This window comes from Bacillus sp. PK6-026 (genome assembly GCF_054161455.1).
In genome coordinates this window covers 15001-37500 of the sequence record NZ_CP096418.1, presented here as the reverse complement: position 1 = coordinate 37500, position 22500 = coordinate 15001, and the positions used below count along the sequence as shown (strand labels likewise).

Annotated in this window: 21 protein-coding genes, 3 tRNA genes, 2 rRNA genes, 1 other RNA gene and 1 other annotated feature (2 of these 28 cut by a window edge); of the genes, 10 read left to right on the top strand and 17 right to left on the bottom strand. The window is 46.4% G+C overall.

Annotation, left to right across the window (positions count from 1 at the left end; all coding sequences use genetic code 11):
• From M1D59_RS00195 to tadA, 11 genes are all read right to left on the bottom strand, one after another.
• Positions 1–986: ribosomal RNA gene (locus tag M1D59_RS00195) — 23S ribosomal RNA — on the bottom strand; it reaches 1944 nt to the left of the window's first position.
• Between the two features lie 81 nt (positions 987–1067).
• Positions 1068–1143, bottom strand: a tRNA-Ala gene (locus tag M1D59_RS00190).
• 11 nt (positions 1144–1154) lie between these two features.
• A tRNA-Ile gene (locus M1D59_RS00185) sits at positions 1155–1231 on the bottom strand.
• Positions 1232–1333: 102 nt separating this feature from the next.
• Positions 1334–2882 (bottom strand): 16S ribosomal RNA (locus tag M1D59_RS00180).
• The 16S and 23S rRNA genes sit together here with 2 tRNA genes alongside, the layout of an rRNA operon.
• A 284-nt stretch (positions 2883–3166) precedes the next feature.
• Entirely contained in the window at positions 3167–3433 is a 267-nt protein-coding gene (locus M1D59_RS00175; RefSeq protein WP_025810906.1) for a pro-sigmaK processing inhibitor BofA family protein, read from the bottom strand.
• A gap of 64 nt (positions 3434–3497) precedes the next feature.
• Entirely contained in the window at positions 3498–3722 is a 225-nt protein-coding gene (locus M1D59_RS00170) for a YaaL family protein (protein WP_458117707.1), read from the bottom strand.
• 20 nt (positions 3723–3742) lie between these two features.
• Entirely contained in the window at positions 3743–4339 is a 597-nt protein-coding gene (gene recR, locus M1D59_RS00165) for a recombination protein RecR (RefSeq protein ID WP_020449786.1), read from the bottom strand.
• Between the two features lie 13 nt (positions 4340–4352).
• The gene (locus M1D59_RS00160) at positions 4353–4676 is read right to left on the bottom strand and encodes a YbaB/EbfC family nucleoid-associated protein (protein ID WP_023856408.1); all 324 of its coding nucleotides are present in this window, start codon (positions 4674–4676) and stop codon (positions 4353–4355) included.
• Positions 4677–4702: 26 nt separating this feature from the next.
• Complete coding sequence (gene dnaX / locus M1D59_RS00155) at positions 4703–6403, bottom strand: DNA polymerase III subunit gamma/tau (RefSeq protein ID WP_023856409.1); 1701 nt, start codon at positions 6401–6403, stop codon at positions 4703–4705.
• Between the two features lie 129 nt (positions 6404–6532).
• An RNA gene (gene ffs / locus M1D59_RS00150) (signal recognition particle sRNA large type) lies at positions 6533–6798 on the bottom strand.
• A gap of 90 nt (positions 6799–6888) precedes the next feature.
• Positions 6889–7371, bottom strand: a complete 483-nt coding sequence (gene tadA, locus M1D59_RS00145) for a tRNA adenosine(34) deaminase TadA (RefSeq protein WP_458118032.1) — start codon at positions 7369–7371, stop codon at positions 6889–6891.
• Positions 7372–7513: 142 nt separating this feature from the next.
• On the opposite strand from tadA, the gene M1D59_RS00140 reads away from it, so the two are divergent.
• The 4 genes from M1D59_RS00140 (at position 7514) to M1D59_RS00125 (ending at position 10705) form a co-directional block, all read left to right on the top strand.
• The gene (locus M1D59_RS00140; RefSeq protein ID WP_229128912.1) at positions 7514–8002 is read left to right on the top strand and encodes a cysteine hydrolase family protein; all 489 of its coding nucleotides are present in this window, start codon (positions 7514–7516) and stop codon (positions 8000–8002) included.
• A gap of 36 nt (positions 8003–8038) precedes the next feature.
• Complete coding sequence (locus tag M1D59_RS00135) at positions 8039–9358, top strand: glycoside hydrolase family 18 protein (RefSeq protein ID WP_020449780.1); 1320 nt, start codon at positions 8039–8041, stop codon at positions 9356–9358.
• 85 nt (positions 9359–9443) lie between these two features.
• A complete protein-coding gene (locus tag M1D59_RS00130) occupies positions 9444–10067 on the top strand; it encodes a deoxynucleoside kinase (RefSeq protein WP_020449779.1) in 624 nt (207 codons plus the stop codon).
• Positions 10064–10705 carry a deoxynucleoside kinase gene (locus M1D59_RS00125; protein WP_020449778.1) on the top strand — a complete coding sequence of 214 codons (642 nt, stop codon included), beginning with the start codon at positions 10064–10066 and terminating at the stop codon, positions 10703–10705. Before M1D59_RS00130 ends, M1D59_RS00125 begins: the two co-directional genes overlap by 4 nt.
• A gap of 138 nt (positions 10706–10843) precedes the next feature.
• Here the strand turns inward: M1D59_RS00125 and M1D59_RS00120 are convergent.
• Positions 10844–10936, bottom strand: a tRNA-Ser gene (locus M1D59_RS00120).
• A 129-nt stretch (positions 10937–11065) separates the two neighbouring features.
• On the opposite strand from M1D59_RS00120, the gene M1D59_RS00115 reads away from it, so the two are divergent.
• The 5 genes from M1D59_RS00115 (at position 11066) to M1D59_RS00095 (ending at position 15141) form a co-directional block, all read left to right on the top strand.
• A complete protein-coding gene (locus M1D59_RS00115; RefSeq protein ID WP_458117706.1) occupies positions 11066–11299 on the top strand; it encodes an SMI1/KNR4 family protein in 234 nt (77 codons plus the stop codon).
• Positions 11214–11489 (top strand): SMI1/KNR4 family protein, encoded by a 276-nt coding sequence (locus tag M1D59_RS00110; RefSeq protein ID WP_458117705.1) that lies wholly within the window; start codon positions 11214–11216, stop codon positions 11487–11489. The genes M1D59_RS00115 and M1D59_RS00110 overlap by 86 nt, the downstream gene beginning before the upstream one ends.
• Before the next feature lie 29 nt (positions 11490–11518).
• Positions 11519–12637, top strand: a complete 1119-nt coding sequence (locus tag M1D59_RS00105) for a CdaR family transcriptional regulator (protein WP_256164714.1) — start codon at positions 11519–11521, stop codon at positions 12635–12637.
• Positions 12638–12726: 89 nt separating this feature from the next.
• Entirely contained in the window at positions 12727–13995 is a 1269-nt protein-coding gene (locus M1D59_RS00100; RefSeq protein WP_458117704.1) for a GntP family permease, read from the top strand.
• A 15-nt stretch (positions 13996–14010) separates the two neighbouring features.
• Positions 14011–15141: a glycerate kinase gene (locus tag M1D59_RS00095; protein WP_101562007.1), complete on the top strand. Its 1131-nt coding sequence runs from the start codon at positions 14011–14013 to the stop codon at positions 15139–15141.
• A 29-nt stretch (positions 15142–15170) separates the two neighbouring features.
• On the opposite strand, the gene serS is transcribed toward M1D59_RS00095, so the two are convergent.
• The 5 genes from serS to guaB all read right to left on the bottom strand — a co-directional run bounded on the left by serS (position 15171) and on the right by guaB (position 21406).
• On the bottom strand, positions 15171–16448 hold the full coding sequence (gene serS, locus M1D59_RS00090) for a serine--tRNA ligase (RefSeq protein ID WP_025810897.1): 1278 nt from the start codon (positions 16446–16448) through the stop codon (positions 15171–15173).
• A gap of 57 nt (positions 16449–16505) precedes the next feature.
• Positions 16506–16725 (bottom strand) — a binding site (T-box leader).
• Positions 16726–16776: 51 nt separating this feature from the next.
• Positions 16777–17367, bottom strand: a complete 591-nt coding sequence (gene pdxT, locus M1D59_RS00085) for a pyridoxal 5'-phosphate synthase glutaminase subunit PdxT (RefSeq protein WP_020449772.1) — start codon at positions 17365–17367, stop codon at positions 16777–16779.
• Positions 17368–17388: 21 nt separating this feature from the next.
• On the bottom strand, positions 17389–18273 hold the full coding sequence (pdxS, locus tag M1D59_RS00080; protein WP_020449771.1) for a pyridoxal 5'-phosphate synthase lyase subunit PdxS: 885 nt from the start codon (positions 18271–18273) through the stop codon (positions 17389–17391).
• Positions 18274–18459: 186 nt separating this feature from the next.
• Positions 18460–19755: a D-alanyl-D-alanine carboxypeptidase gene (dacA, locus tag M1D59_RS00075; RefSeq protein WP_031305058.1), complete on the bottom strand. Its 1296-nt coding sequence runs from the start codon at positions 19753–19755 to the stop codon at positions 18460–18462.
• Between the two features lie 184 nt (positions 19756–19939).
• Positions 19940–21406, bottom strand: coding sequence for an IMP dehydrogenase (guaB, locus tag M1D59_RS00070; protein ID WP_020449769.1), 1467 nt, complete (start codon positions 21404–21406; stop codon positions 19940–19942).
• Between the two features lie 121 nt (positions 21407–21527).
• On the opposite strand from guaB, the gene M1D59_RS00065 reads away from it, so the two are divergent.
• Positions 21528–22500, top strand: the 5' portion of a protein-coding gene (locus tag M1D59_RS00065; RefSeq protein WP_458117703.1) for a YaaC family protein. The gene runs 5 nt beyond the window's last position; only the first 973 of its 978 coding nucleotides appear in the window; it begins with the start codon at positions 21528–21530; its stop codon lies off the right edge, out of view.

Genomic DNA, 22500 nt, shown 5'->3' with positions numbered 1-22500 from the left:
CCAAGGATAAGTCTTTGGCATTCGGAGTTTGACTGAATTCGGTAACCCGGTAGGGGCCCCTAGTCCAATCAGTGCTCTACCTCCAAGACTCTTACCTTGAGGCTAGCCCTAAAGCTATTTCGGAGAGAACCAGCTATCTCCAGGTTCGATTGGCATTTCACCCCTACCCACACCTCATCCCCGCACTTTTCAACGTGCGTGGGTTCGGGCCTCCATTCAGTGTTACCTGAACTTCACCCTGGACATGGGTAGATCACCTGGTTTCGGGTCTACGACCACGTACTCATGCGCCCTATTCAGACTCGCTTTCGCTGCGGCTCCGTCTTTTCAAACTTAACCTTGCACGGGATCGTAACTCGCCGGTTCATTCTACAAAAGGCACGCCATCACCCGTTAACGGGCTCTGACTACTTGTAGGCACACGGTTTCAGGATCTCTTTCACTCCCCTTCCGGGGTGCTTTTCACCTTTCCCTCACGGTACTGGTTCACTATCGGTCACTAGGGAGTATTTAGCCTTGGGAGATGGTCCTCCCGGATTCCGACGGAATTTCACGTGTTCCGCCGTACTCAGGATCCACTCAGGAGAGAACGAAGTTTTGACTACAGGGCTGTTACCTCCTATGGCGGGCCTTTCCAGACCTCTTCATCTACCTCGTTCCTTTGTAACTCCGTACAGAGTGTCCTACAACCCCAAGAGGCAAGCCTCTTGGTTTGGGCTGTTCCCGTTTCGCTCGCCGCTACTCAGGGAATCGCATTTGCTTTCTCTTCCTCCGGGTACTTAGATGTTTCAGTTCCCCGGGTCTGCCTTCTCATATCCTATGAATTCAGATATGGATACTGCTCCATTACGAGCAGTGGGTTTCCCCATTCGGAAATCTCCGGATCAAAGCTTGCTTACAGCTCCCCGAAGCATATCGGTGTTCGTCCCGTCCTTCATCGGCTCCTAGTGCCAAGGCATCCACCGTGCGCCCTTTCTAACTTAACCGTTAAAAAGAATCACTACGTGATATCTTGCATTACTAATTGAATGTGATGTCTACTGTTATCTAGTTTTCAAAGAACACGTTGGTGGAGCCTAGCGGGATCGAACCGCTGACCTCCTGCGTGCAAAGCAGGCGCTCTCCCAGCTGAGCTAAGGCCCCGTATATAAAGATGGTGGGCCTGAGTGGACTCGAACCACCGACCTCACGCTTATCAGGCGTGCGCTCTAACCAGCTGAGCTACAGGCCCATCTTTTGATTCATATGAAGGAAGTTCCTTCAAAACTAAACAAGATCTAAACGCACCTGTCTATAAGACCGCAAGGTCTTATATTCCGTATAATATCCTTAGAAAGGAGGTGATCCAGCCGCACCTTCCGATACGGCTACCTTGTTACGACTTCACCCCAATCATCTGTCCCACCTTCGGCGGCTGGCTCCAAAAGGTTACCTCACCGACTTCGGGTGTTACAAACTCTCGTGGTGTGACGGGCGGTGTGTACAAGGCCCGGGAACGTATTCACCGCGGCATGCTGATCCGCGATTACTAGCGATTCCAGCTTCACGCAGTCGAGTTGCAGACTGCGATCCGAACTGAGAACAGATTTGTGGGATTGGCTTAGCCTCGCGGCTTCGCTGCCCTTTGTTCTGCCCATTGTAGCACGTGTGTAGCCCAGGTCATAAGGGGCATGATGATTTGACGTCATCCCCACCTTCCTCCGGTTTGTCACCGGCAGTCACCTTAGAGTGCCCAACTGAATGCTGGCAACTAAGATCAAGGGTTGCGCTCGTTGCGGGACTTAACCCAACATCTCACGACACGAGCTGACGACAACCATGCACCACCTGTCACTCTGCCCCCGAAGGGGAAGCCCTATCTCTAGGGTTGTCAGAGGATGTCAAGACCTGGTAAGGTTCTTCGCGTTGCTTCGAATTAAACCACATGCTCCACCGCTTGTGCGGGCCCCCGTCAATTCCTTTGAGTTTCAGTCTTGCGACCGTACTCCCCAGGCGGAGTGCTTAATGCGTTTGCTGCAGCACTAAAGGGCGGAAACCCTCTAACACTTAGCACTCATCGTTTACGGCGTGGACTACCAGGGTATCTAATCCTGTTCGCTCCCCACGCTTTCGCGCCTCAGCGTCAGTTACAGACCAGAGAGTCGCCTTCGCCACTGGTGTTCCTCCACATCTCTACGCATTTCACCGCTACACGTGGAATTCCACTCTCCTCTTCTGCACTCAAGTTCCCCAGTTTCCAATGACCCTCCCCGGTTGAGCCGGGGGCTTTCACATCAGACTTAAGAAACCGCCTGCGCGCGCTTTACGCCCAATAATTCCGGACAACGCTTGCCACCTACGTATTACCGCGGCTGCTGGCACGTAGTTAGCCGTGGCTTTCTGGTTAGGTACCGTCAAGGTACCGCCCTATTCGAACGGTACTTGTTCTTCCCTAACAACAGAGTTTTACGATCCGAAAACCTTCATCACTCACGCGGCGTTGCTCCGTCAGACTTTCGTCCATTGCGGAAGATTCCCTACTGCTGCCTCCCGTAGGAGTCTGGGCCGTGTCTTAGTCCCAGTGTGGCCGATCACCCTCTCAGGTCGGCTACGCATCGTTGCCTTGGTGAGCCGTTACCTCACCAACTAGCTAATGCGCCGCGGGTCCATCTGTAAGTGATAGCCGAAGCCACCTTTTATAATTGAACCATGCGGTTCAATTAAGCATCCGGTATTAGCCCCGGTTTCCCGGAGTTATCCCAGTCTTACAGGCAGGTTACCCACGTGTTACTCACCCGTCCGCCGCTGACATCAGGGAGCAAGCTCCCATCTGTCCGCTCGACTTGCATGTATTAGGCACGCCGCCAGCGTTCGTCCTGAGCCAGGATCAAACTCTCCATGAAATAATGGAGCGTAGATTAAGTTCGTCACATCCTGTGACAACATCTGCATGACCTGCATCGTGCAGGCCCCTGACTACGCACATTCGCATGTGCGATTTATTTAATGAATTAACAGGTACGTTTGTCTTGTTTAGTTTTCAAAGAACTTCATCGCCGCTCTCAAAGCGACTATAATATCTTAACATTTAATCGTGATGTCGTCAACAACTTTTTTTCGAAAAAATTATTCGTCATCAGCGACGAATACTAATTTAACACCTTTAAATAAAATTGTCAACAAGAAATTATATTGCGATAAATTGTTTAATAACAATAAGAGCTGCTACACCGGGAACCCCCAATAATCCGCTCACTCCGGTTGTTACAATATTAATCGGCACGTGAATGCCCACGCTCTCGCCAAACAGATTCACACAGAATAAAAACAAAGCGCCGACTACAAATCTAACCGCTATTCTTCCGATTAATCGCAAAGGTTTAAATGATGTTTTTGAAAAAAACAACAGGGCAACCAAAGCGACAATTGCCCCGATAAAGATAACAGATCCCATGAATTCCATCACTCCTCGCTCGTTCTTGTACAAGCATATGATGGGAATCATGCGAATAGACCTGCTACTTCCAGCTGCCGATCCTTATATTTCTTTTTTTTGCTTCCCGTAAATAAAAAAAGTACTTTGACTCGGCAACCTTTAATTCGTAAAGAACTTCTGGCGAAGGCTCAAGACTGTTTTCAATCAGCCGCTTTTGCCTGCTCCATTCTTCCTTTTGATGGATCAGCTGTTCAATCAGCTTGTTATCAAATTCTTTTCTAAGCTTCTTTTTCCGAAGAAAACCCATGGTAATGCAATCTCCTCCCTCTACATTTCACGTCTGCCTTCAAGCGCTTTAGAAAGAGTGACTTCATCTGCATACTCCAAATCGCCTCCGACCGGAAGTCCATGGGCAATTCGTGACAGCTTGATACCAGACGGCTTTAAAAGCCTTGAAATGTACATGGCCGTTGCTTCTCCTTCTATATTCGGGTTTGTCGCGAGAATGACTTCAGTCACCTGATCATCCTGCAACCGTTTCAGCAATTCGGGTATTTTAATATCTTCCGGACCGATGCCGTCCATCGGAGAAATCGCACCATGCAAAACATGGTACAGTCCGCTGTATTCCTTCATTTTCTCCATAGCAATGACATCTTTCGGATCCTGAACAACACATATGACCGATTTGTCTCTTCTCGTATCTTCACAAATATAGCAAGGATCTTGATCTGTTATATGTCCGCAAACCGAGCAATATGTCAAATTGCGCTTTGCGTTTACCAATGCTTTTGCAAAATCTAACACGACGTCTTCTTTCATACTAAGAACAAAAAAAGCCAGACGGACCGCCGTCTTGGGTCCGATTCCTGGCAATTTCATAAAGCTGTCAATCAGCTTTGATATTGGTTCAGGATACTGCATTCTTATTTTCCTCCTAGAATAAACCCGGCATGTTCATTCCTTTTGTAAACTTACCCATCGTTTCATTTGTTACATCGTCGACTTTTTTCAAAGCATCGTTTGTCGCTGCAAGGACAAGATCTTGAAGCATTTCAACATCTTCAGGGTCTACGACTTCCTCTTTGATGATGACGTCGATGACTTCTTTTTGGCCGTTTACCTTAACAGTCACCATTCCGCCGCCCGCAGTACCTTCGAGTACTTTTTCTGCCAGTTCCTCCTGTGCCTTTTGCATATCCTTTTGCATTTTTTGCATTTGCTTCATCATTTTCTGCATGTTACCCATTCCACCGCGCATACTCAAATCCACTCTCTTTCATGTTTTTATTCTTTAATTTCAATCAGTTCCGCTCCGAACAGTTTTTTAGCTTCTGATACGAGCGGATCTTCTTCTTTCGGTTCATTTGCTTCAGAATCTTCCGGCTGATGATCCTGCAGAAATTCTTCTCTTATTTTACCCCATTGGGCTTCGGGAACGCCAACTATATCTATCCTTCCGCCGAGCATTCCATCCAAAATTTGCTCCAGATTTGTCCTGACTCCATTATTGTCTTCAGCTACCATTTTACAGTGAATTTCGTATTTGAATGCGAGGACAAATGCTTTTGAAGATGCAGCCACCGGCTCGCTGTCATTTAAAAGGGCAGCATGCGATACTTTATTCTGCTGTTTAAGCTGGGCAAGCAATTGTCCCCAGCAGCCCTTCAATTTTTCGAGGTCCGGTCTTGTAGCATCTTTTAATATTTCATGAATACGGCCGACAGGCGCTTTATATGCGCTTTTCACGCTTTTTTGCGGACGGGACGTTTCTTTAGGCTGGGCGGGAGCCGAAGAAACCTGTACACCTTGTGTTTTAAGCTTCTCAATCTCCTGCTCAAGCTGCCGAACCTTGTTGACGAGATTATCCACTTCCGGCTGGGCGGCCGCGGATGCCCCTGCTTTTGGTCCCTGGCAGAGCTTCACAACTGCAACTTCAAAGAAGATACGCGGATGGTTCGTCCATTTCATTTCCTGATGGCTTTTATTTAATATATCGATCATTTCGTAAAGGTCTGGTGCAGGAATTTGCCGGGACAGAGCTTGGAACTCTTCGTCCACCTTCACCTTTTCAAGAACGCCTTCTAAATCAGGCGCCGTTTGATAAAGAAGCATATCCCTGAAGTAGAAAATCATATCCTCGATTAATTTTGCCGGGTCTTTTCCCTGCTGAAGCAGTTCGTTCAATGTTTCCAAAGCACCGGAAACATTTTTTTCGTGGAGGGTTGAGGCGAGCTTTCCAATATAGTGCTGTGACACAGCCCCTGTTATCAGCAGCGCATCATCCACCGTCAGCTCATCTCCGCTGAATGATACAGCCTGATCGAGCAGGCTCAGCGCATCCCTCATGCCGCCGTCGGCAGCACTGGCGATGATGTCTAAGGCGCCATCCTGCACCTTGAACTGTTCAGCTTCGACGATTTTTTCCATTCGTCCGACAATTGCCTGTGAGGTAATCCTCTTAAAATCAAATCGCTGACATCTAGAAATAATCGTTAAAGGAATTTTATGAGGCTCTGTTGTTGCGAGAATAAAGATACAATGTTCCGGCGGCTCTTCAAGCGTTTTTAGAAGGGCGTTGAATGCGCCGATAGAAAGCATATGTACTTCATCTATGATATATACTTTATACGTGACGGCAGACGGGGCAAATTTCACCTTGTCGCGGATGTCGCGTATTTCATCTACACCGTTGTTAGAAGCGGCGTCAATTTCAATTACATCTGAAATCGAACCGTTTGTAATGCCTTTGCACGCGGAGCATTCATTGCACGGTTCACTGACCGGAGCGTGCTCACAGTTGACAGCTTTGGCAAACAGTTTTGCGGCGCTTGTTTTTCCCGTTCCCCTCGGTCCGGAAAACAGATAAGCGTGCGAAAATTTCTTTTGTAAAAGGGCATTTTGCAACGTTTTCGTGATGTGCTCCTGACCGACTACATCTTCAAACAACTGCGGCCTGAACACTCTATATAAAGCCTGGTAACTCACAAACACGCCCTCCTCTTGTTTTCATCATTTCCATTATACATGAAGCAGCTTTCAAATCCAAAAGCTCTTCTTAAGAAAAAAACTCATCTATATTAAAATAGATGAGTTCTTAATTTGATGATTGATTTACCGTGCACCTTCTGTCGATTCGCTACCCTAAGCGTTACTTAAGCAGTTAGCTCAGCCCAGGCAACCCTGCGGCACATGGAAGGTTCCACTTAATGCTGCTTCCTTCCGGACCTGACATGGTTCATGGATTCCCATTGCGCAGGACCCAAGCGTCAACACCACTTGCTTAAGGCAGACCTTAAAGTAAACGAACCTCGAGAAAGGGATTCGGCCTCGCTCGAGCGGATTGCGAGTACAGGGCACCGCTACCTCCCCGCTTAGCACGGCAAAATAAATATCAAATTATTTAAGCTGCGTCTTCATGTGACGCACTCATTAGTATAACTTGTTTCACCCTAAATTGCAAATTTCCGTCATCACAGCTCCCTTTTCTTTTCCGCTTTCTTTTTTGCGCGGAGCTTTCTGAAAAAATCGCTTAGCATCCTGCCGCATTCTTCTTCCATTACGCCGCTTACGGCTTCAGCCTGATGATTGAATCTCTCTTCCTGCAGGAGATTCATCAAAGTCCCCGCACAGCCGCCTTTCGGATCAGACGCTCCGAACACCACTTTGTCGATTCTGGAGAGAACGGCCGCTCCGGCGCACATCGGACATGGCTCAAGGGTAACGTAAAGAACAGATCTCTCCAGCCGCCAGGTTCCCAGCTTCCGGCATGCCTCTTCAATAACGAGCATCTCTGCGTGGGCAACCGATCTTTGCTCGGTTTCCCGCAAATTATGGGCGCGGGCAATAATTTCGCCATCCAGAACCAGTACGGCGCCAATCGGCACTTCGCCTTTTTCTTCAGCTTTTCTCGCTTCATTGATCGCTTCTTTCATATAAAACTCGTCTTGTGTCATCCGCATGCACTCTTTCAATGTTTTTCGCCCGACAGAATAGGCTAACTTATAGTTAAAGGAATATGCAATCTGAAAGGAGACAATCGCATTGTCCAATTCAGCTCTCATTATAGTCGACATCATTAATGATTTTCAATTCGATATGGGTGACGTTCTTTCCAAAAAGACCAGAAACATGACCGAGCATCTTCTGGCATTAAAAGAACACGCAGCCAAAAAGAAATGGCCTATCATATACATTAATGACCACTTTGGAATTTGGCAAGCGGATATTGCTGCCATTATCAAGAAATGCAAAAACGACAGAAGCGAATATATCATCGACCGGCTCGCACCGAATAACAACGATTATTTCTTAATCAAACCAAAGCACTCAGCTTTTTACGGCACCGCCCTTGAAACATTGCTGAATGAACTTCATGTCGACCATTTGATTATTACGGGAATCGCAGGCAATATTTGCGTGTTATTTACGGCAAACGACGCTTATATGAGGGAGTACGATATCACGATTCCGCACGATTGCATTGCCTCAAATAATGAAAAAGACAACAAATATGCGTTGACGATGATGGAAAATGTTCTGTTCGCCAATATTACGACGGCAAAAGAGATCACCGCCGAAACTTGAGCATGAAACACTTCCTTTCTTCATATAGTGGTAGCAATGAGAAAGGAGGCGTTTCCCATTCAGATTTATGTCGTGAAAAGAGGCGATTCCCTTTATCAAATCGCGAATCGCTACCGAACAACAGTTAATGAAATTGTCGCGACGAATGAAATTCCGAACCCGAATCGGCTTGTTGTCGGACAAACTATCGTGATACCGATCGCCGGCGAGTTTTATGAGGTCAGACAAGGAGATACATTAGCATCAATCGGAGCCCGCTTTAATATTTCTCCGGCTGAACTGGCAAGGATCAACCGCATTCAGGTTAGCGCTATTTTGCCTGTCGGGCTGCTGCTTTATATCCCCCCTCGGCCAAAACGGAACATTGAAACAAACGCTTATATCGAACCGCGGGGAGAAAGCGTCAGCCCCGCTCTACAGCAGGCGGCAAGAGAGGCTTCGCCATACTTGACCTATTTGGGTGCTTTCAGCTTCCAGGCGAAGCGGGACGGCACACTCGAAGAACCGCCGCTGAACAACTTAAAAGAAATTGCAGACAGACATCGGACTACGATGATGATGATCGTCACCAATCTCGAAAATGAAGCTTTCAGCGACGAACTCGGCAGAATCATTTTGACGGACCAGAATGTAAAAAACAGATTGCTTGATAACATTGTTGCAGCCGCCAGAAGATACGGTTTTAAAGACATCCACTTTGATTTTGAATACTTAAGGCCTGAAGACAGAGAAGCCTATAATCAATTTTTACGGGATGCACGGGCCCGCTTCAAACCGGAAGGCTGGTTCATCTCAACCGCGCTTGCGCCTAAAACGAGAGCGGATCAGCCCGGACAATGGTATGAGGCCCATGATTACCGGGCTCACGGAGAGATTGTCGATTTCGTCGTACTGATGACATATGAGTGGGGCTACAGCGGAGGGCCGCCGATGGCGGTATCGCCGATCGGACCCGTACGGGATGTGATCGAATACGCACTCACGGAAATGCCCGCCAGCAAAATCGTCATGGGCCAGAACTTGTACGGTTATGACTGGACGCTCCCCTATACGCCAGGCGGGCAGCTGGCCAGAGCAATCAGTCCCCAGCGGGCAATTGCAATCGCGAGTGAAAACAATGCGGCGATACAGTACGATGAAACAGCCCAGGCTCCTTTCTTCCGCTATACGGACAATGCCGGCAAACAGCATGAGGTATGGTTTGAAGACGCCCGCTCGATTCAGGCAAAGTTTGATCTGATTAGGGAATTGAATTTAAGGGGAATCAGCTATTGGAAGCTCGGCCTGTCCTTCCCGCAAAACTGGCTCTTGATAGCCGATCAATTTAATGTTGTGAAAGAAACGTTCCCAAGTTAAAGGAACGTTTTTTTCATGGCAGAAGATGATGATGTGATACAATATGTATGGTTCACAAATGAATTTCTTTAGTAGGAGGACACCTATGAACACAGCCCCTTTCATCGCTGTCGAAGGCCCCATCGGCGCGGGAAAAACAACCTTGGCCAGCATGCTCTCCGAAAAGCTCTCACTCTCTTTGGTTAAAGAAATCGTCGAAGAAAACCCTTTTCTTGATAAATTTTATGATGACAAAGATGAATGGAGCTTTCAGCTTGAGATGTTTTTCCTCTGCAATCGCTATAAGCAGCTTGAAGATACCGAAAAGAAGTATTTGCATCACCACATACCCGTTGTTTCGGACTATCATATTTATAAAAACCTCATTTTTGCTGAACGGACGCTGGAAGGCAAAAAACTTGAGAAATACAGAAAAATTTATCATCTGCTTACAGAAGATCTGCCGAAACCAAACGTCATCATTTACATAAAAGCAAGCCTTCCGACGTTATTGGAACGGATCAAAAAACGCGGACGGCCGTTTGAACAGGAAATGGACAAGCAATATCTGGAACAGCTCATCAATGATTATGATGCTGCCATTAAGCAATTTAAAGAATCCGATCCGCCAATACCCGTTATTGAAATTAACGGAGATCAGGAAGACTTCGTGATCTCCGAAGCCGTTTTCAATCGAATTGCCGATCAAGTAAAGGAGTATATAGAATGAGTGTATATGCTATTCCGAAAGATGCTATCATTACTGTTGCCGGAACGGTAGGAGTGGGGAAATCCACATTGACAAAAGAGCTTGCAAAAAGACTCGGATTTAAAACTTCCCTTGAAGAGGTTGTGAACAACCCTTATTTGGAGGCTTTTTACCAAGACTTTGAACGCTGGAGCTTTCACCTGCAAATTTTCTTCTTAGCGGAACGCTTCAAAGAGCAAAAATACATTTACGAATCGGGCGGCGGATTTGTTCAAGACCGTTCAATTTATGAAGATACAGGCATTTTCGCCAAAATGCACGCCGATAAAGGCACAATGTCAAAAGTCGATTATAAGACGTATACAAGCCTGTTTGAAGCGATGGTCATGACGCCTTACTTCCCCCGCCCCGACGTTTTAGTCTATTTGGAGGGCGATTTGGAATCGATTCTCGACCGCATCAAAAAACGCGGACGAGAAATGGAAATGTTAACCGACAGATCGTATTGGGAAGAAATGTACACAAGGTACGAAAACTGGATCAGCGGCTTTAACGCCTGTCCGGTTGTCAGAGTCAATATTGATGAATACGATCTGTTCAACAACTCTGCCTCCCTCGATCCAATCATTGAAAAAATCAGTGAAGCTATTCAAAGATAAACAAGCAAAAAGAGCGGATTCCCATGAAGAGCCGCTCTTTTTTTGCTTGTGCATATAAAAAAACCGCTGCCCTATCCAGGCAGCGGCAACACAATCTCCAATTTATGCTTAGTCAATCACTAAAATGCAAATCAATAATGGCGGAGGAAGAGGGATTCGAACCCCCGCGGGCTTTGACACCCCTGTCGGTTTTCAAGACCGATCCCTTCAGCCAGACTTGGGTATTCCTCCGTATCGACAAGAATTAATATAACATGTCCTATCTTTTTAAGTCAAGAGATTTTTTCATAAAAAATTTATTTTATTGTTCACGCTTCTCATTATATGCAAAAATAATGATAAACGCAAAGGGTGATAGCATTGTGGAAACATTTTATAGAACGTTTACCTCAAGATTACACGCTGAACAGACCTATTGAAACAGAGGAGCTTCAGAAAGCAGAAGAACTCCTTGGCGTCTCTTTTCCAGATGAACTGGTCAGCCTTTTAAAAACGACAGACGGCATTAATGATACATTCGGGGATCAGTCTCATTTGGCCTGCATACAGAATGATAGAAGAGAATCTAGACATGAGAAGCACCGACTGTTTTAAGCCGTGCGATTGTCTGTTATTTATAGCAGGTGCGGGCAATGGCGATTTATTTGCTTATTCGATTTTTAACGGCTCTATACGGAAAAATGATATTTATGTTTGGAATCATATAGACGACAGCCGAATATGGGCCGCATCTTCTTTAAAACCATTCATGAAAGGCTGGATCGAGGGAACAATCACCATTTAAAACAAGATCTTAGGCAGGAGCATGATGAAATGAATTATCTATCAAAAGAATTGGCGGAGGAAATTGTCGACAGGACCATGTCGATTATTCGGCATAACATTAATATGATGGATGAAAACGGGGTTATCATCGCCTCAGGAGACCGCTCGAGAATTGGTGATGAACACGCCGGAGCGAAGGACGCACTTGCAGCTGAAAGGGTTATCAGCATCTCGCCTGAAGAATGCTCGGCTTTAACGGGAACAAAGCCCGGCGTAAACCTTCCCATCGTATTTCATGATGAAATAATCGGCGTTATTGGAATCACGGGGCCGCCTTCTGAAGTCAGCCGATATGGTGAACTTGTTAAAATGGCAGCAGAGCTGACTGTCGAACAGGCATTTTTAACAAAACAGCTGACATGGGATCAAAGGCTCCGGGAAGAAACGGTCATCCAAATGATTCAGGGGGCCGACCTAGCATCCCTTGACTTCCTTGAACGTGCGGAGCGATTGAATATACCGCTAGACGGCCAGCGTACTTGTCTTGTGTTTGAGCTGCCATCCGCTGATATGAAGCCGGCATTTATTAAAAAACTTGAAAAACATTTAACCGCGAAAGATTTGTACGCCAATATTTCTTTAAAAGAGATCACAGTTATTCTGGCAGGCGCTCCCGCTAAAAGCAGGGCTGATCTCTTTTCATCTTGGAACGGCTGGCTCAGCCAATGGAAAACGGTCAGAGGCGCGCTTGGCGAACAGGCGGATCAGCTTGAGCAGCTGCCATTCTCCTATCAAAGTGCAAAACAAACGCTCAAGATTGCTAAAAACAGCTCTAGTTTATACGATTATCGAGAGTTTGCGATCCCCGTTCTGTTATCAAAAATAGAGCGTCCGGATCAGGAGATTCATTTTCAAAACATCTGGGACCGCCTTTCCCAAGCAGATCAAAAGGGCGAATTAATCCATACCCTCCTCTGCTATATAGAAGAAAACGGCGAAATCGGGGAAACTTCATCAAGACTCTTTATTCACCGCAATACATTAAACTACCGGCTGAGAAAGGTTGAAATAGCGACAGGATGCAATCCAAAACGATTTGACGACCTATTCAAACTGTATACAGCCATTACGCTTTTTTCACCATTTTGTGCAAATGAACAATTTTAATATAGGATAAAGGAACGAAATCCGTATACCTGACCAATTCTCCCTTGCACAGAAAGCGTTTACAATGGGACGTAAGGGAGGGTATGCAGATGGATATTCAAATCAATGCAATAGGCGCCTTATGCGCATTAGCCATATCAATCTTTCTCATTCTGAAAAAAGTCCCGCCGGCTTACGGCATGATGATCGGCGCATTGGCCGGAGGCTTAATCGGCGGCGCAGATTTAATAGAGACGACGGATTTGATGATAGCGGGTGCTAAAAACATGATTCCTGCTGTACTCCGCATCTTGGCAGCAGGGGTGCTCGCCGGCGTTCTGATTCAATCCGGCTCCGCAGCGGTGATTGCAGAAACCATTGTCAATAAAATTGGAGAAAAAAGAGCGCTGCTTGCTTTAACATTGGCGACAGCCATCTTAACAACGGTCGGCGTATTCGTCGATGTCGCCGTCATCACAGTCGCACCGATCTCCCTTGCGATTGCAAGGCGGACCTTTATCAGCAAAGCGGCCATTCTGTTGGCGATGATCGGCGGAGGAAAAGCGGGCAATATTATGTCGCCAAACCCTAATGCCATTGCTGCTTCAGATGCCTTTCACATCCCTTTGACATCCGTGATGGCCGCCGGGATCATCCCCGCTATATTTGGACTGGGCGCCACTTATTTACTAGCAAAACGCCTTTCAAATAAAGGAACAGGAGTAGCTGCAAATGAGATTGAAACCCAAACGGCTCAACAACTGCCGGCATTTTGGGCGGCGATCAGCGGTCCGATGGTCTCCATCCTGTTGCTCGCCTTAAGGCCCGTGGCAGGTATTACGATTGATCCAATTATCGCTTTGCCGGCGGGAGGCCTCGTCACTGCGATTGCATCGGGACAAGCGGGCAAACTGAAGGATTTTGCCGCTTCAGGATTGTCGAAGATGTCAGGTGTTGCCGTGATGCTGATCGGGACTGGAACGCTTGCGGGAATCATCGCCAACTCCCAACTCAATTCTTTCATTACCGACACCCTTGTCGGCTTGGGTCTGCCGTCGTTTCTCTTAGCTCCCATTTCCGGCATGCTGATGTCGATGGCAACCGCCTCAACAACCGCCGGCACAGCTGTCGCCAGCAGCGTATTCGGCCCGACATTGCTTGATCTTGGCGTCGCCGGCCTCGCAGGTGCGGCAATGATTCACGCCGGAGCAACGGTGCTCGATCACCTGCCTCACGGAAGCTTTTTTCATACGACGGGAGGCAGCGTCTTCATGTCCATGAAAGAACGGTTAAAGCTGATTCCATATGAGTCAGTCATCGGATTAATCCTAACCATTATCTCAACTTTGATTTTTGGAATTTTTCAATTCTTTATTTAAAAAGGAGCAGGTACCATGAAAATCGTAATCGCACCTGATTCATTTAAAGAAAGCATGACATCGCTTGAGGCGGCTAAAAGCATTGAAAAAGGCTTTAAAGCGGTTCTGCCTGACGCCGAATACGTCAACATTCCGGTTGCTGATGGAGGCGAAGGAACCGTTCAAGCTCTGATTGACGCCACCGGAGGAGACATCGTACAGCAAACAGTCACAGGCCCTCTCGGGAAGCCGGTAAAGGCGGCTTACGGCCTGCTTGGCGACGGAAAAACGGCTGTCATCGAAATGGCTGAAGCGTCAGGCCTTCACCTCGTGCCCCCTGAACAGCGGAATCCCCTGTTAACGACAACGAGAGGAACCGGAGAACTGATTCTCAATGCTGCGAAAAAAGGGGTGTCCAACATCATCATCGGACTCGGCGGAAGTGCGACAAATGACGGCGGAGCGGGAATGGCTGCAGCACTGGGTGTGAAGTTTCTAAACCGCAATGGAGAAGAGATTGAAAATGGGGGCGGTGCATTAGCTGAGATTGCCAAGATCGATGTGAGCGGCCTCAATCCTCAGTTAAAGCATATCCACTTTGAAGCCGCCTGTGATGTCGATAATCCTCTTACGGGACCTCGCGGAGCCTCCGCCGTATTTGGGCCGCAAAAAGGGGCGAACAGTGAAATGACTGCTCTTTTGGATCAAAACTTAAAACATTATGCTGCTGCAGTCAAAGCAGAGCTGGGGTGCGAAATCGATTCAATTCCGGGAGCAGGAGCGGCCGGAGGATTAGGAGCAGGCCTCTGTGCCTTTTTAAAAGCGGAATTAAAAAGCGGAGTTGATATTGTTTTAGATACTTTGTCTTTTTCCGAACGTATTAAAGGAGCCGATCTTGTCATTACGGGTGAGGGAAAAATAGACGGCCAAACAGTCAGCGGAAAAACGCCAGCCGGCGTCGCAAAACGCGCCTGCAGCGAGAATATTCCCGTTATTGCATTTGCCGGATCGCTCGGTGAAGGCTGCGAGCTTGTTTATGATATCGGCATTTCCGCTCTCTTTTCGATTGTGCCAGGGATCAGCTCCTTGGAAAACGCCCTTGCCGATGGAAGTTCAAATCTTACGCGCTGTGCCCGAAATGTAGCCGCCGTCTGGTCTCTCGCATAAAAAAAAGCGCGCCTCTTGGCGCGCACTTTTTATGGTTGAATAACATCTCTGTTCCCCATGTATGGACGAAGCGCTTTAGGAATGATGACGCTCCCGTCCTCCTGCTGGTAATTTTCCAATAATGCGGCAACCGTTCTGCCGACAGCCAAGCCGGAGCCGTTTAACGTATGGACATGCTCAGGCTTTCCTTTTGCTTCCCTTCTGAATCTGATATTCGCCCGTCTCGCCTGGAAAGCTTCGAAGTTACTGCAAGATGAAATTTCACGATATGTGTTTTGGCTTGGAATCCATACTTCGATATCGTATTTTTTCGCAGCGGTAAATCCTAGATCGCCCGTACACATGCTCATCACACGATAAGGAAGCTCAAGCAGCTGAAGAACTTTCTCCGCTTGATTTGTCAGCTTTTCAAGCTCTTCATATGAATCCTCAGGCTTCACGAATTTCACCAGTTCAACCTTGTTAAATTGGTGCTGGCGAATCAAACCGCGCGTATCACGGCCAGCTGAGCCTGCTTCTGAACGGAAGCACGCACTGAACGCCGCATAATTGATCGGCAACTCGGCAGCTGACAAAATTTCATCGCGATGCAGGTTCGTAATTGGCACTTCTGCCGTCGGAATTAAGAAATAATCTTCTTCCCTGATTTTAAAGGCATCTTCCTCAAATTTCGGCAGCTGTCCGGTGCCTGTCATGCTTGCGCGGTTCACCATGTACGGCGGGATGACTTCCGTATAGCCGTACTCGTCTACGTGAAGATCAAGCATAAAGTTATACAATGCCCGTTCAAGTCTGGCGCCTAGCCCTTTATAGAAAACGAAACGGCTTCCCGTAACCTTGCCTGCCCGCTCAAAATCAAGAATATCCAACTGATCGGCAATATCCCAATGAGGCTTCGGCTCAAATGAAAATCCGGGGAGTTCGCCCCATTTGCGAACTTCCACGTTGTCGTCTTCAGTCTCACCGACCGGAACAGACTCATGGGGGATATTCGGGATAGACAGCATGATTTTATCAAGTGAAGATTCGACCGTTCTCAGCTCTTCATCAAGTTTTTTAATGTCTTCACCGACTTCGCGCATTTCTTTAATGAGGTGGTCAGCATCTTTTTTCTCGCGCTTTAAAGCGGCAACCTGCTGAGATACCTCATTGCGCTTTCCTTTCAGCTCTTCCACTTTGACGATCAATTCTCTTCTCTTTGTATCCAATTCCTCAAATTGATCAAAATCTGATAAATCTTCTCCTCTGTGGGCAAGCTTTTGTTTGATTTCCTCCAAATTTGCCCGCAGCAGTTTGATATCAAGCATCTGCCTCGCTCCTTTTATACTGATTTGACCGAAAAAAAGAGCCCTTGTCCCCTAAATATAAGGGACGAGAGCTCTCGCGTTGCCACCCTGATTGAAAACAGGCGTCTTCCTCCTGTTTTCCGCTTCATTTTGATAACGGTTCTCCCGTAAATGCCTACTTTGACTGTTCAGCATTTCGCTCAAGGATGGATTCGGACAGCATCTTTCGCCGATTCGCACCAACCATCGGCTCTCTTGGAAAGAGAGGCTTCCTACTGCTTCCTATCAACGCTTTTCGATCTATATTGTCTTATAAATGTACTACAAGTTTTAACAGCTTTCAACCGTTTTATACGACGGCTTCCTGTTTATGCTTTTCCGCCATCTCGACAAATAATTTCGTCATTCTATGGTCATCCGTCAGTTCAGGGTGGAAAGAACAGCCCAGCAGATTTCCTTGTTTGGCAGCGACGATTCTACCGTTGTGCTCCGAAAGCACTTCCACATCTGCGCCCGCTTCCAAAATGTGCGGAGCGCGGATAAATACGCCTGTAAACGGTTCGTCAAGTCCTTTAACGGTTAAATCCGCTTCAAAGCTGTCCACTTGTCTTCCAAAGGAATTCCGTTCGACGGTTACATCCAGAACACCAAGATGGGCATCATTCGCTCCGGCGATATTCTTCGCCAGGATAATCAGCCCAGCACAAGTTCCAAATACCGGCTTTCCGGATGCGGCAAACTCCTGAAGGGGCTTCATAAACTGATACGTATCGATGAGGCGCCTCATCGTCGTGCTTTCCCCTCCCGGCAAAATCAAACCGTCGATTTCCTTTAACTCTTCCGGCCACTTAATGATTTTTCCGGCTGCTCCGCATGCTTCAATTGAGCGAATATGTTCTCTTACTGCTCCCTGAAGTCCAAGTACACCAATTGTCAGCATGTCAATCCGTCTCCTTCGTGTTTACCAGCCGCGCTCTTGCATACGCTGTTCTGGCAGCAGATTTGAGATTTCAATCCCTTTCATCGCAGTTCCAAGCTCTTTTGATAGCTCGGCAATCAGTTTGTAATCCGTGTAATGCGTCGTCGCTTCAACGATTGCTTTCGCGAATTTAGCAGGGTTGTCGGATTTAAAAATACCGGACCCTACGAATACGCCGTCAGCGCCAAGCTGCATCATTAAAGCAGCATCAGCAGGTGTTGCCACACCGCCGGCAGCAAAGTTTACAACAGGAAGGCGTCCTTCGGCTTTAATTTCCTTCAACAGCTCATACGGAGCGCCGAGGTTTTTCGCTTCTGTCATCAGTTCGTCATCGCTCATGCCGACTACTTTGCGCACTTGAGCATTCACCTTTCTCATATGGCGGACAGCTTCCACAATATTGCCCGTACCAGGTTCGCCTTTCGTACGAAGCATTGAAGCTCCTTCTGCGATCCGGCGCGTCGCTTCTCCGAGGTCGCGGCATCCGCATACAAATGGAACGGTAAATTCGTTTTTATTTAAATGAAATTCTTCATCCGCAGGAGTCAAAACTTCACTTTCATCAATATAGTCAACGCCGAGCGCTTCAAGAACACGCGCTTCAACGATATGCCCGATGCGGGCTTTCGCCATAACCGGGATTGAAACAGCGTTCATCACTTCTTCGACAATTGTCGGATCTGCCATGCGGGCAACTCCGCCTGCCGCACGGATATCAGCCGGAACGCGCTCCAGCGCCATGACTGCGACGGCTCCTGCTTCTTCTGCGATTTTTGCTTGTTCGGCATTGACAACGTCCATAATGACGCCGCCTTTCTGCATTTCTGCCATACCGCGTTTTACGCGATCAGTACCTGTTTGAGCCATTTCAAGGATCCCCCTAATCAAAGATTGAATTGTCAGATTTAATCCTATTGTATCCTATAATTCCACAAAATCATATGAAAAACACGAAGATTATTTCTATTTTAATAACAAATTGTTAGGATTGTAAATGGTAATTCTATCTGAATATGACAATAAAGAGCCCTATCAGATAGAGCCCTTTATTGATTAAAACCAGCCGGTTACCATTTCAACAATGCTGTTCCAAATACCGGCAAAAAAGCCGCCGATGCTTCTCATCGTTAAAATAAACCAATTTGCTTTCTCATCATCTTCTTTTGTCACGAGGTTTACACCTGATACATCGCTGCCGAGAAATCCGTAGTCCTTTTCTTCTCCCTTATAGGAGGCCGTCAAGGTACCGACTTTTTCACCTTTTTTAACAGGTGCGGTCAGCTCGTCTTTGTTCAGCGTCACTTTCGCCTTGTAATTCTTTTCTTCACCGTTCTTCACAGGCATTGAAAAGGCTTTTTCCGTTACGACGCCGACTTCAGTTTCTTTCCCTTTGTCGACTGTGACCGTTTCGTTGCCTTTCACTTGTGCGCCTTTTGCGTAAAACTCTTTCATCGTGAAGTTATCAAATGCATAATCAAGCATTTTTTTCGTTTCTTTAAATCGTCCCGTATGAAGGTCGCCTTTCGCATTCATAACGACGGAAATCACTCTCATGCCGTTTCTTTCGGCAGTAGCCGTAAAGCATGATCCGGCAGAGTCCGTTGAGCCGGTTTTCAGCCCGTCCACACCTTTATATTCCTGAACTAGGCCTTTCAGCATAAAGTTCCAGTTCGGCATGTCCATTTCATCGTCTGTGCCTTTTCTGAACTTCGTTTTGGCAATGCTCGCCGTATCGAGGATTTCAGGATAATCGCTTACTAAATGATCGGCAAGGAGCGCCATGTCTCTCGCAGATACTTCATTTTCTTCATTGGCATTTGTTCCGCTCGGATGTTTGCCGTGAAGATCCTTGTTTTCCAAACCTGTAGCATTCACAAATTTGAAATCTTTCATTCCAAGCTCTTTGGCTTTTTTATTCATTAACTCTACGAACTTTGATTCAGAACCGGCAACGATTTCAGAAAGTGCAATAGCCGCCGCGTTTGCAGAGTAAATTGCAGTCGCCTGATAAAGCTCTTTTACAGTGTATGATCCGTCTTTACGAAGAGGAACATTCGATAATGAACGATCTTGGGAAATCTCGTATACATAATCGTCAGGCGTGTACTTCTGATCCCATTTCACTTTGCCTTCGTGAATCGCTTCCAACAGAAGATACTCCGTCATCATTTTGGCCATGCTGGCAACAGGAAGACGCTGATCGGCATTTTTGCTGTACAAAATTTTCCCCGATGAAGCTTCCACCAAGATTGCTGCTTTCGCGTCTACATTAATTGGATCATTTGCGGCTTTTGCTGTCGACATAGGAGAAAATGCACCTACAGTCACGGCAAAAGCAACGATCAACATGATCAGCTGCTTTATTCTCTTGCTTTTCAAATCGTGATACCTCCGCTTTTCATCAGACTAATAATCTATATCAAAGCCTTTTAAGACATTTTTCAAACACAACATTATAAATTTTATCATAAGGAAGCAAAAAAAAATAGACAGAGTATTACTCTGTCTACGGTTTAATTTTTGTCATATTTGATTAGGAAATGGTATAGTTAGGCGATTCTTTGGTAATTTGTACATCGTGAGGATGGCTTTCCCGCAGGCCTGCGCCTGTCATGCGGATGAACTGCGCATCTTCCCTCAGTGCGTGCAAATCTTTTGTTCCACAGTACCCCATGCCGGATTTCAAACCGCCGACAAGCTGATAAACTGTGTCAGCAACCGGACCTTTATAAGGCGTACGGCCCTCAATGCCTTCCGGAACGAATTTTTTGTTTTCCTCTTGGAAGTAGCGGTCTTTGCTTCCTTTTTCCATTGCAGCTACTGAACCCATACCGCGATAAACTTTAAAGCGTCTGCCTTGGTAGATTTCAGTCTCGCCTGGGCTTTCGGATGTTCCGGCAAGAAGGCTTCCAAGCATGACGGCATGTCCGCCGGCAGCCAAGGCTTTGACGATATCTCCGGAAAACTTGATGCCGCCGTCTGCAATAATCGCCGCACCGTGTTTTCTTGCTTCAGTCGCACAATCGTAAATCGCTGTCACTTGCGGAACACCGACACCGGCCACTACGCGGGTTGTACAAATAGAACCCGGTCCGATACCGACTTTAACTACATTTGCTCCGGCTTCGATAAGCGCTTTTGTTCCTTCGGCAGTTGCGACGTTGCCGGCAATGATATTTAATTCAGGATAAGTGTCGCGGATTTTCTTAACGGTATCCAAGACACCTTGTGAATGGCCGTGCGCGGTATCAACGACGATCACATCGACATTGGCTTCCACAAGCTTTCTGACGCGTGTCATTGTGTCGCCTGTTACACCAACCGCTGCTCCAACCAATAGGCGGCCGTGAACATCTTTCGCTGAATTCGGGAATTCGATTACTTTTTCAATGTCTTTAATCGTAATAAGCCCTTTTAAAACACCTTGATCATCTAAAAGAGGGAGTTTTTCGATCTTGTATTTTTGAAGAATTTTTTCCGCTTCATCCAGGGTTGTACCAACAGGAGCCGTAACAAGCTCTTCTTTTGTCATAACATCGCTGATTTTCATGGAGTAATCAGAAATAAATCGCAGATCACGGTTTGTAATAATTCCAACCAGCTTCTGATCCTCTTCATTGTCAACAATCGGAACACCGGAAATTCTGTATTTGCCCATCAAATGTTCTGCATCAAAAACTTGGTGCTCTGGCGTCAGGAAAAACGGATTTGTAATGACGCCCCGCTCTGAACGTTTGACTTTGTCAACCTGCTCAGCCTGCTGTTCAATCGACATGTTTTTGTGGATAATGCCCAATCCGCCCTGCCGTGCCATCGCGATGGCCATTTGAGCTTCTGTCACTGTATCCATGCCTGCACTAATAATTGGAACATTCAGCTTAAGGGACGGTGTAAGCTCAACCGATAAATCCACGTCGCGCGGAAGTACCTCCGATTTAGCCGGAACGAGCAATACATCATCAAATGTTAAGCCTTCTTTCGAAAATTTGCTTTCCCACATTAGTAAATCCCCCTCTTTTCGGCAAAATATTATATGTAGATTATCAACTTGAATACCCACTGTCAAGAAAGCGGGAAACAGTTGTAATTTTTAGAAAATAACCATAAGGGAAGTGGAGTACATGCAAGATAAAGGATGGAAGGATTTAAAGCTGTTTTATTCGGTCGAAACAGCCCAGCATTTTCTTGAAATGGTATATAAAAATCAAGGAATGGAAGATGCCAAAAAAAACTCTTATAAAAACGGAGAGCGGTTTATTTTTTTTCTTAAGCATGCAGAAGCTTTTTACAAGCAAGCCAAAATCGCTACGTTAGAAATAAAACCCATTTTATTATTTTACGGCATGGCACAGCTATTGAAAGCCTGCCTGTTAACGACAGATCCTTCCTATCCCAGCCATACTTCAGTGCTTGCTCATGGCGTGACCACAAGAAAACGAAAAAAACAAAATTACCGCTTTTATGAAGATGAAGTGAAAATCCAAAGGAACGGCCTATGTATGCACGTGATCAGATCCCTTTTCCAATTATCCGGATTGGAAGATGAACGATTCAATATGAAACAGCTTTTGGCGAAAATTCCGGAGATCAATAAAGTGCTGGCATTTCAAAGAAAACCAAATCCGATTGTAAAAGCAGCCGTCGAAGACCGGATAATTAAGCTGCCTGGCGAGACACCCAATGCTTACAATATGTCATCAAAGCGTTTCATCGAACATATCGAATACCATTTAAACTGGTCTTTCTGCCGTGAGGAAAAAGAGGGAATGGTTTTTTCTGCAGCTCATAAAGAATGCCGTCCCAGCACTTCGACCACATTGCTTTATGATTTGGAGCAAGACGGATACTATTTCCCGGCTGAACGAGATCATTTTTTAAAGCTCCCGGAAATATTGGCGCATTACTTGGTTGCGTACAATTTAAGCATGATTGCCAGGTATGAAACTGAATGGTGGTATGACCTTCTTCTTCAAAGTGCTAGCGATGATTATGTCATCATCCAGCAGTTTTTACATATAGTCGAGTCAAAGTTCCCCTATTATATCGCTGAACTGCTTCTTCAAAAAAAGGAAAACAACAAAAAAGACCAGCTTA

Excerpts from the sequence above, each read along its gene's own strand:
- M1D59_RS00175 (WP_025810906.1), bottom strand. The coding sequence starts at position 3,433 with ATGGGATCTGTTATCTTTATCGGGGCAATTGTCGCTTTGGTTGCCCTG.
- M1D59_RS00170 (WP_458117707.1), bottom strand. The coding sequence starts at position 3,722 with ATGGGTTTTCTTCGGAAAAAGAAGCTTAGAAAAGAATTTGATAACAAG.
- recR (WP_020449786.1), bottom strand. The coding sequence starts at position 4,339 with ATGCAGTATCCTGAACCAATATCAAAGCTGATTGACAGCTTTATGAAA.
- M1D59_RS00160 (WP_023856408.1), bottom strand. The coding sequence starts at position 4,676 with ATGCGCGGTGGAATGGGTAACATGCAGAAAATGATGAAGCAAATGCAA.
- tadA (WP_458118032.1), bottom strand. The coding sequence starts at position 7,371 with ATGACACAAGACGAGTTTTATATGAAAGAAGCGATCAATGAAGCGAGA.
- M1D59_RS00140 (WP_229128912.1), top strand. The coding sequence starts at position 7,514 with ATGGGTGACGTTCTTTCCAAAAAGACCAGAAACATGACCGAGCATCTT.
- M1D59_RS00135 (WP_020449780.1), top strand. The coding sequence starts at position 8,039 with ATGAGAAAGGAGGCGTTTCCCATTCAGATTTATGTCGTGAAAAGAGGC.
- M1D59_RS00130 (WP_020449779.1), top strand. The coding sequence starts at position 9,444 with ATGAACACAGCCCCTTTCATCGCTGTCGAAGGCCCCATCGGCGCGGGA.
- M1D59_RS00125 (WP_020449778.1), top strand. The coding sequence starts at position 10,064 with ATGAGTGTATATGCTATTCCGAAAGATGCTATCATTACTGTTGCCGGA.
- M1D59_RS00110 (WP_458117705.1), top strand. The coding sequence starts at position 11,214 with ATGATACATTCGGGGATCAGTCTCATTTGGCCTGCATACAGAATGATA.
- M1D59_RS00105 (WP_256164714.1), top strand. The coding sequence starts at position 11,519 with ATGAATTATCTATCAAAAGAATTGGCGGAGGAAATTGTCGACAGGACC.
- M1D59_RS00100 (WP_458117704.1), top strand. The coding sequence starts at position 12,727 with ATGGATATTCAAATCAATGCAATAGGCGCCTTATGCGCATTAGCCATA.
- M1D59_RS00095 (WP_101562007.1), top strand. The coding sequence starts at position 14,011 with ATGAAAATCGTAATCGCACCTGATTCATTTAAAGAAAGCATGACATCG.
- serS (WP_025810897.1), bottom strand. The coding sequence starts at position 16,448 with ATGCTTGATATCAAACTGCTGCGGGCAAATTTGGAGGAAATCAAACAA.
- pdxT (WP_020449772.1), bottom strand. The coding sequence starts at position 17,367 with ATGCTGACAATTGGTGTACTTGGACTTCAGGGAGCAGTAAGAGAACAT.
- pdxS (WP_020449771.1), bottom strand. The coding sequence starts at position 18,273 with ATGGCTCAAACAGGTACTGATCGCGTAAAACGCGGTATGGCAGAAATG.
- dacA (WP_031305058.1), bottom strand. The coding sequence starts at position 19,755 with ATGTTGATCGTTGCTTTTGCCGTGACTGTAGGTGCATTTTCTCCTATG.
- guaB (WP_020449769.1), bottom strand. The coding sequence starts at position 21,406 with ATGTGGGAAAGCAAATTTTCGAAAGAAGGCTTAACATTTGATGATGTA.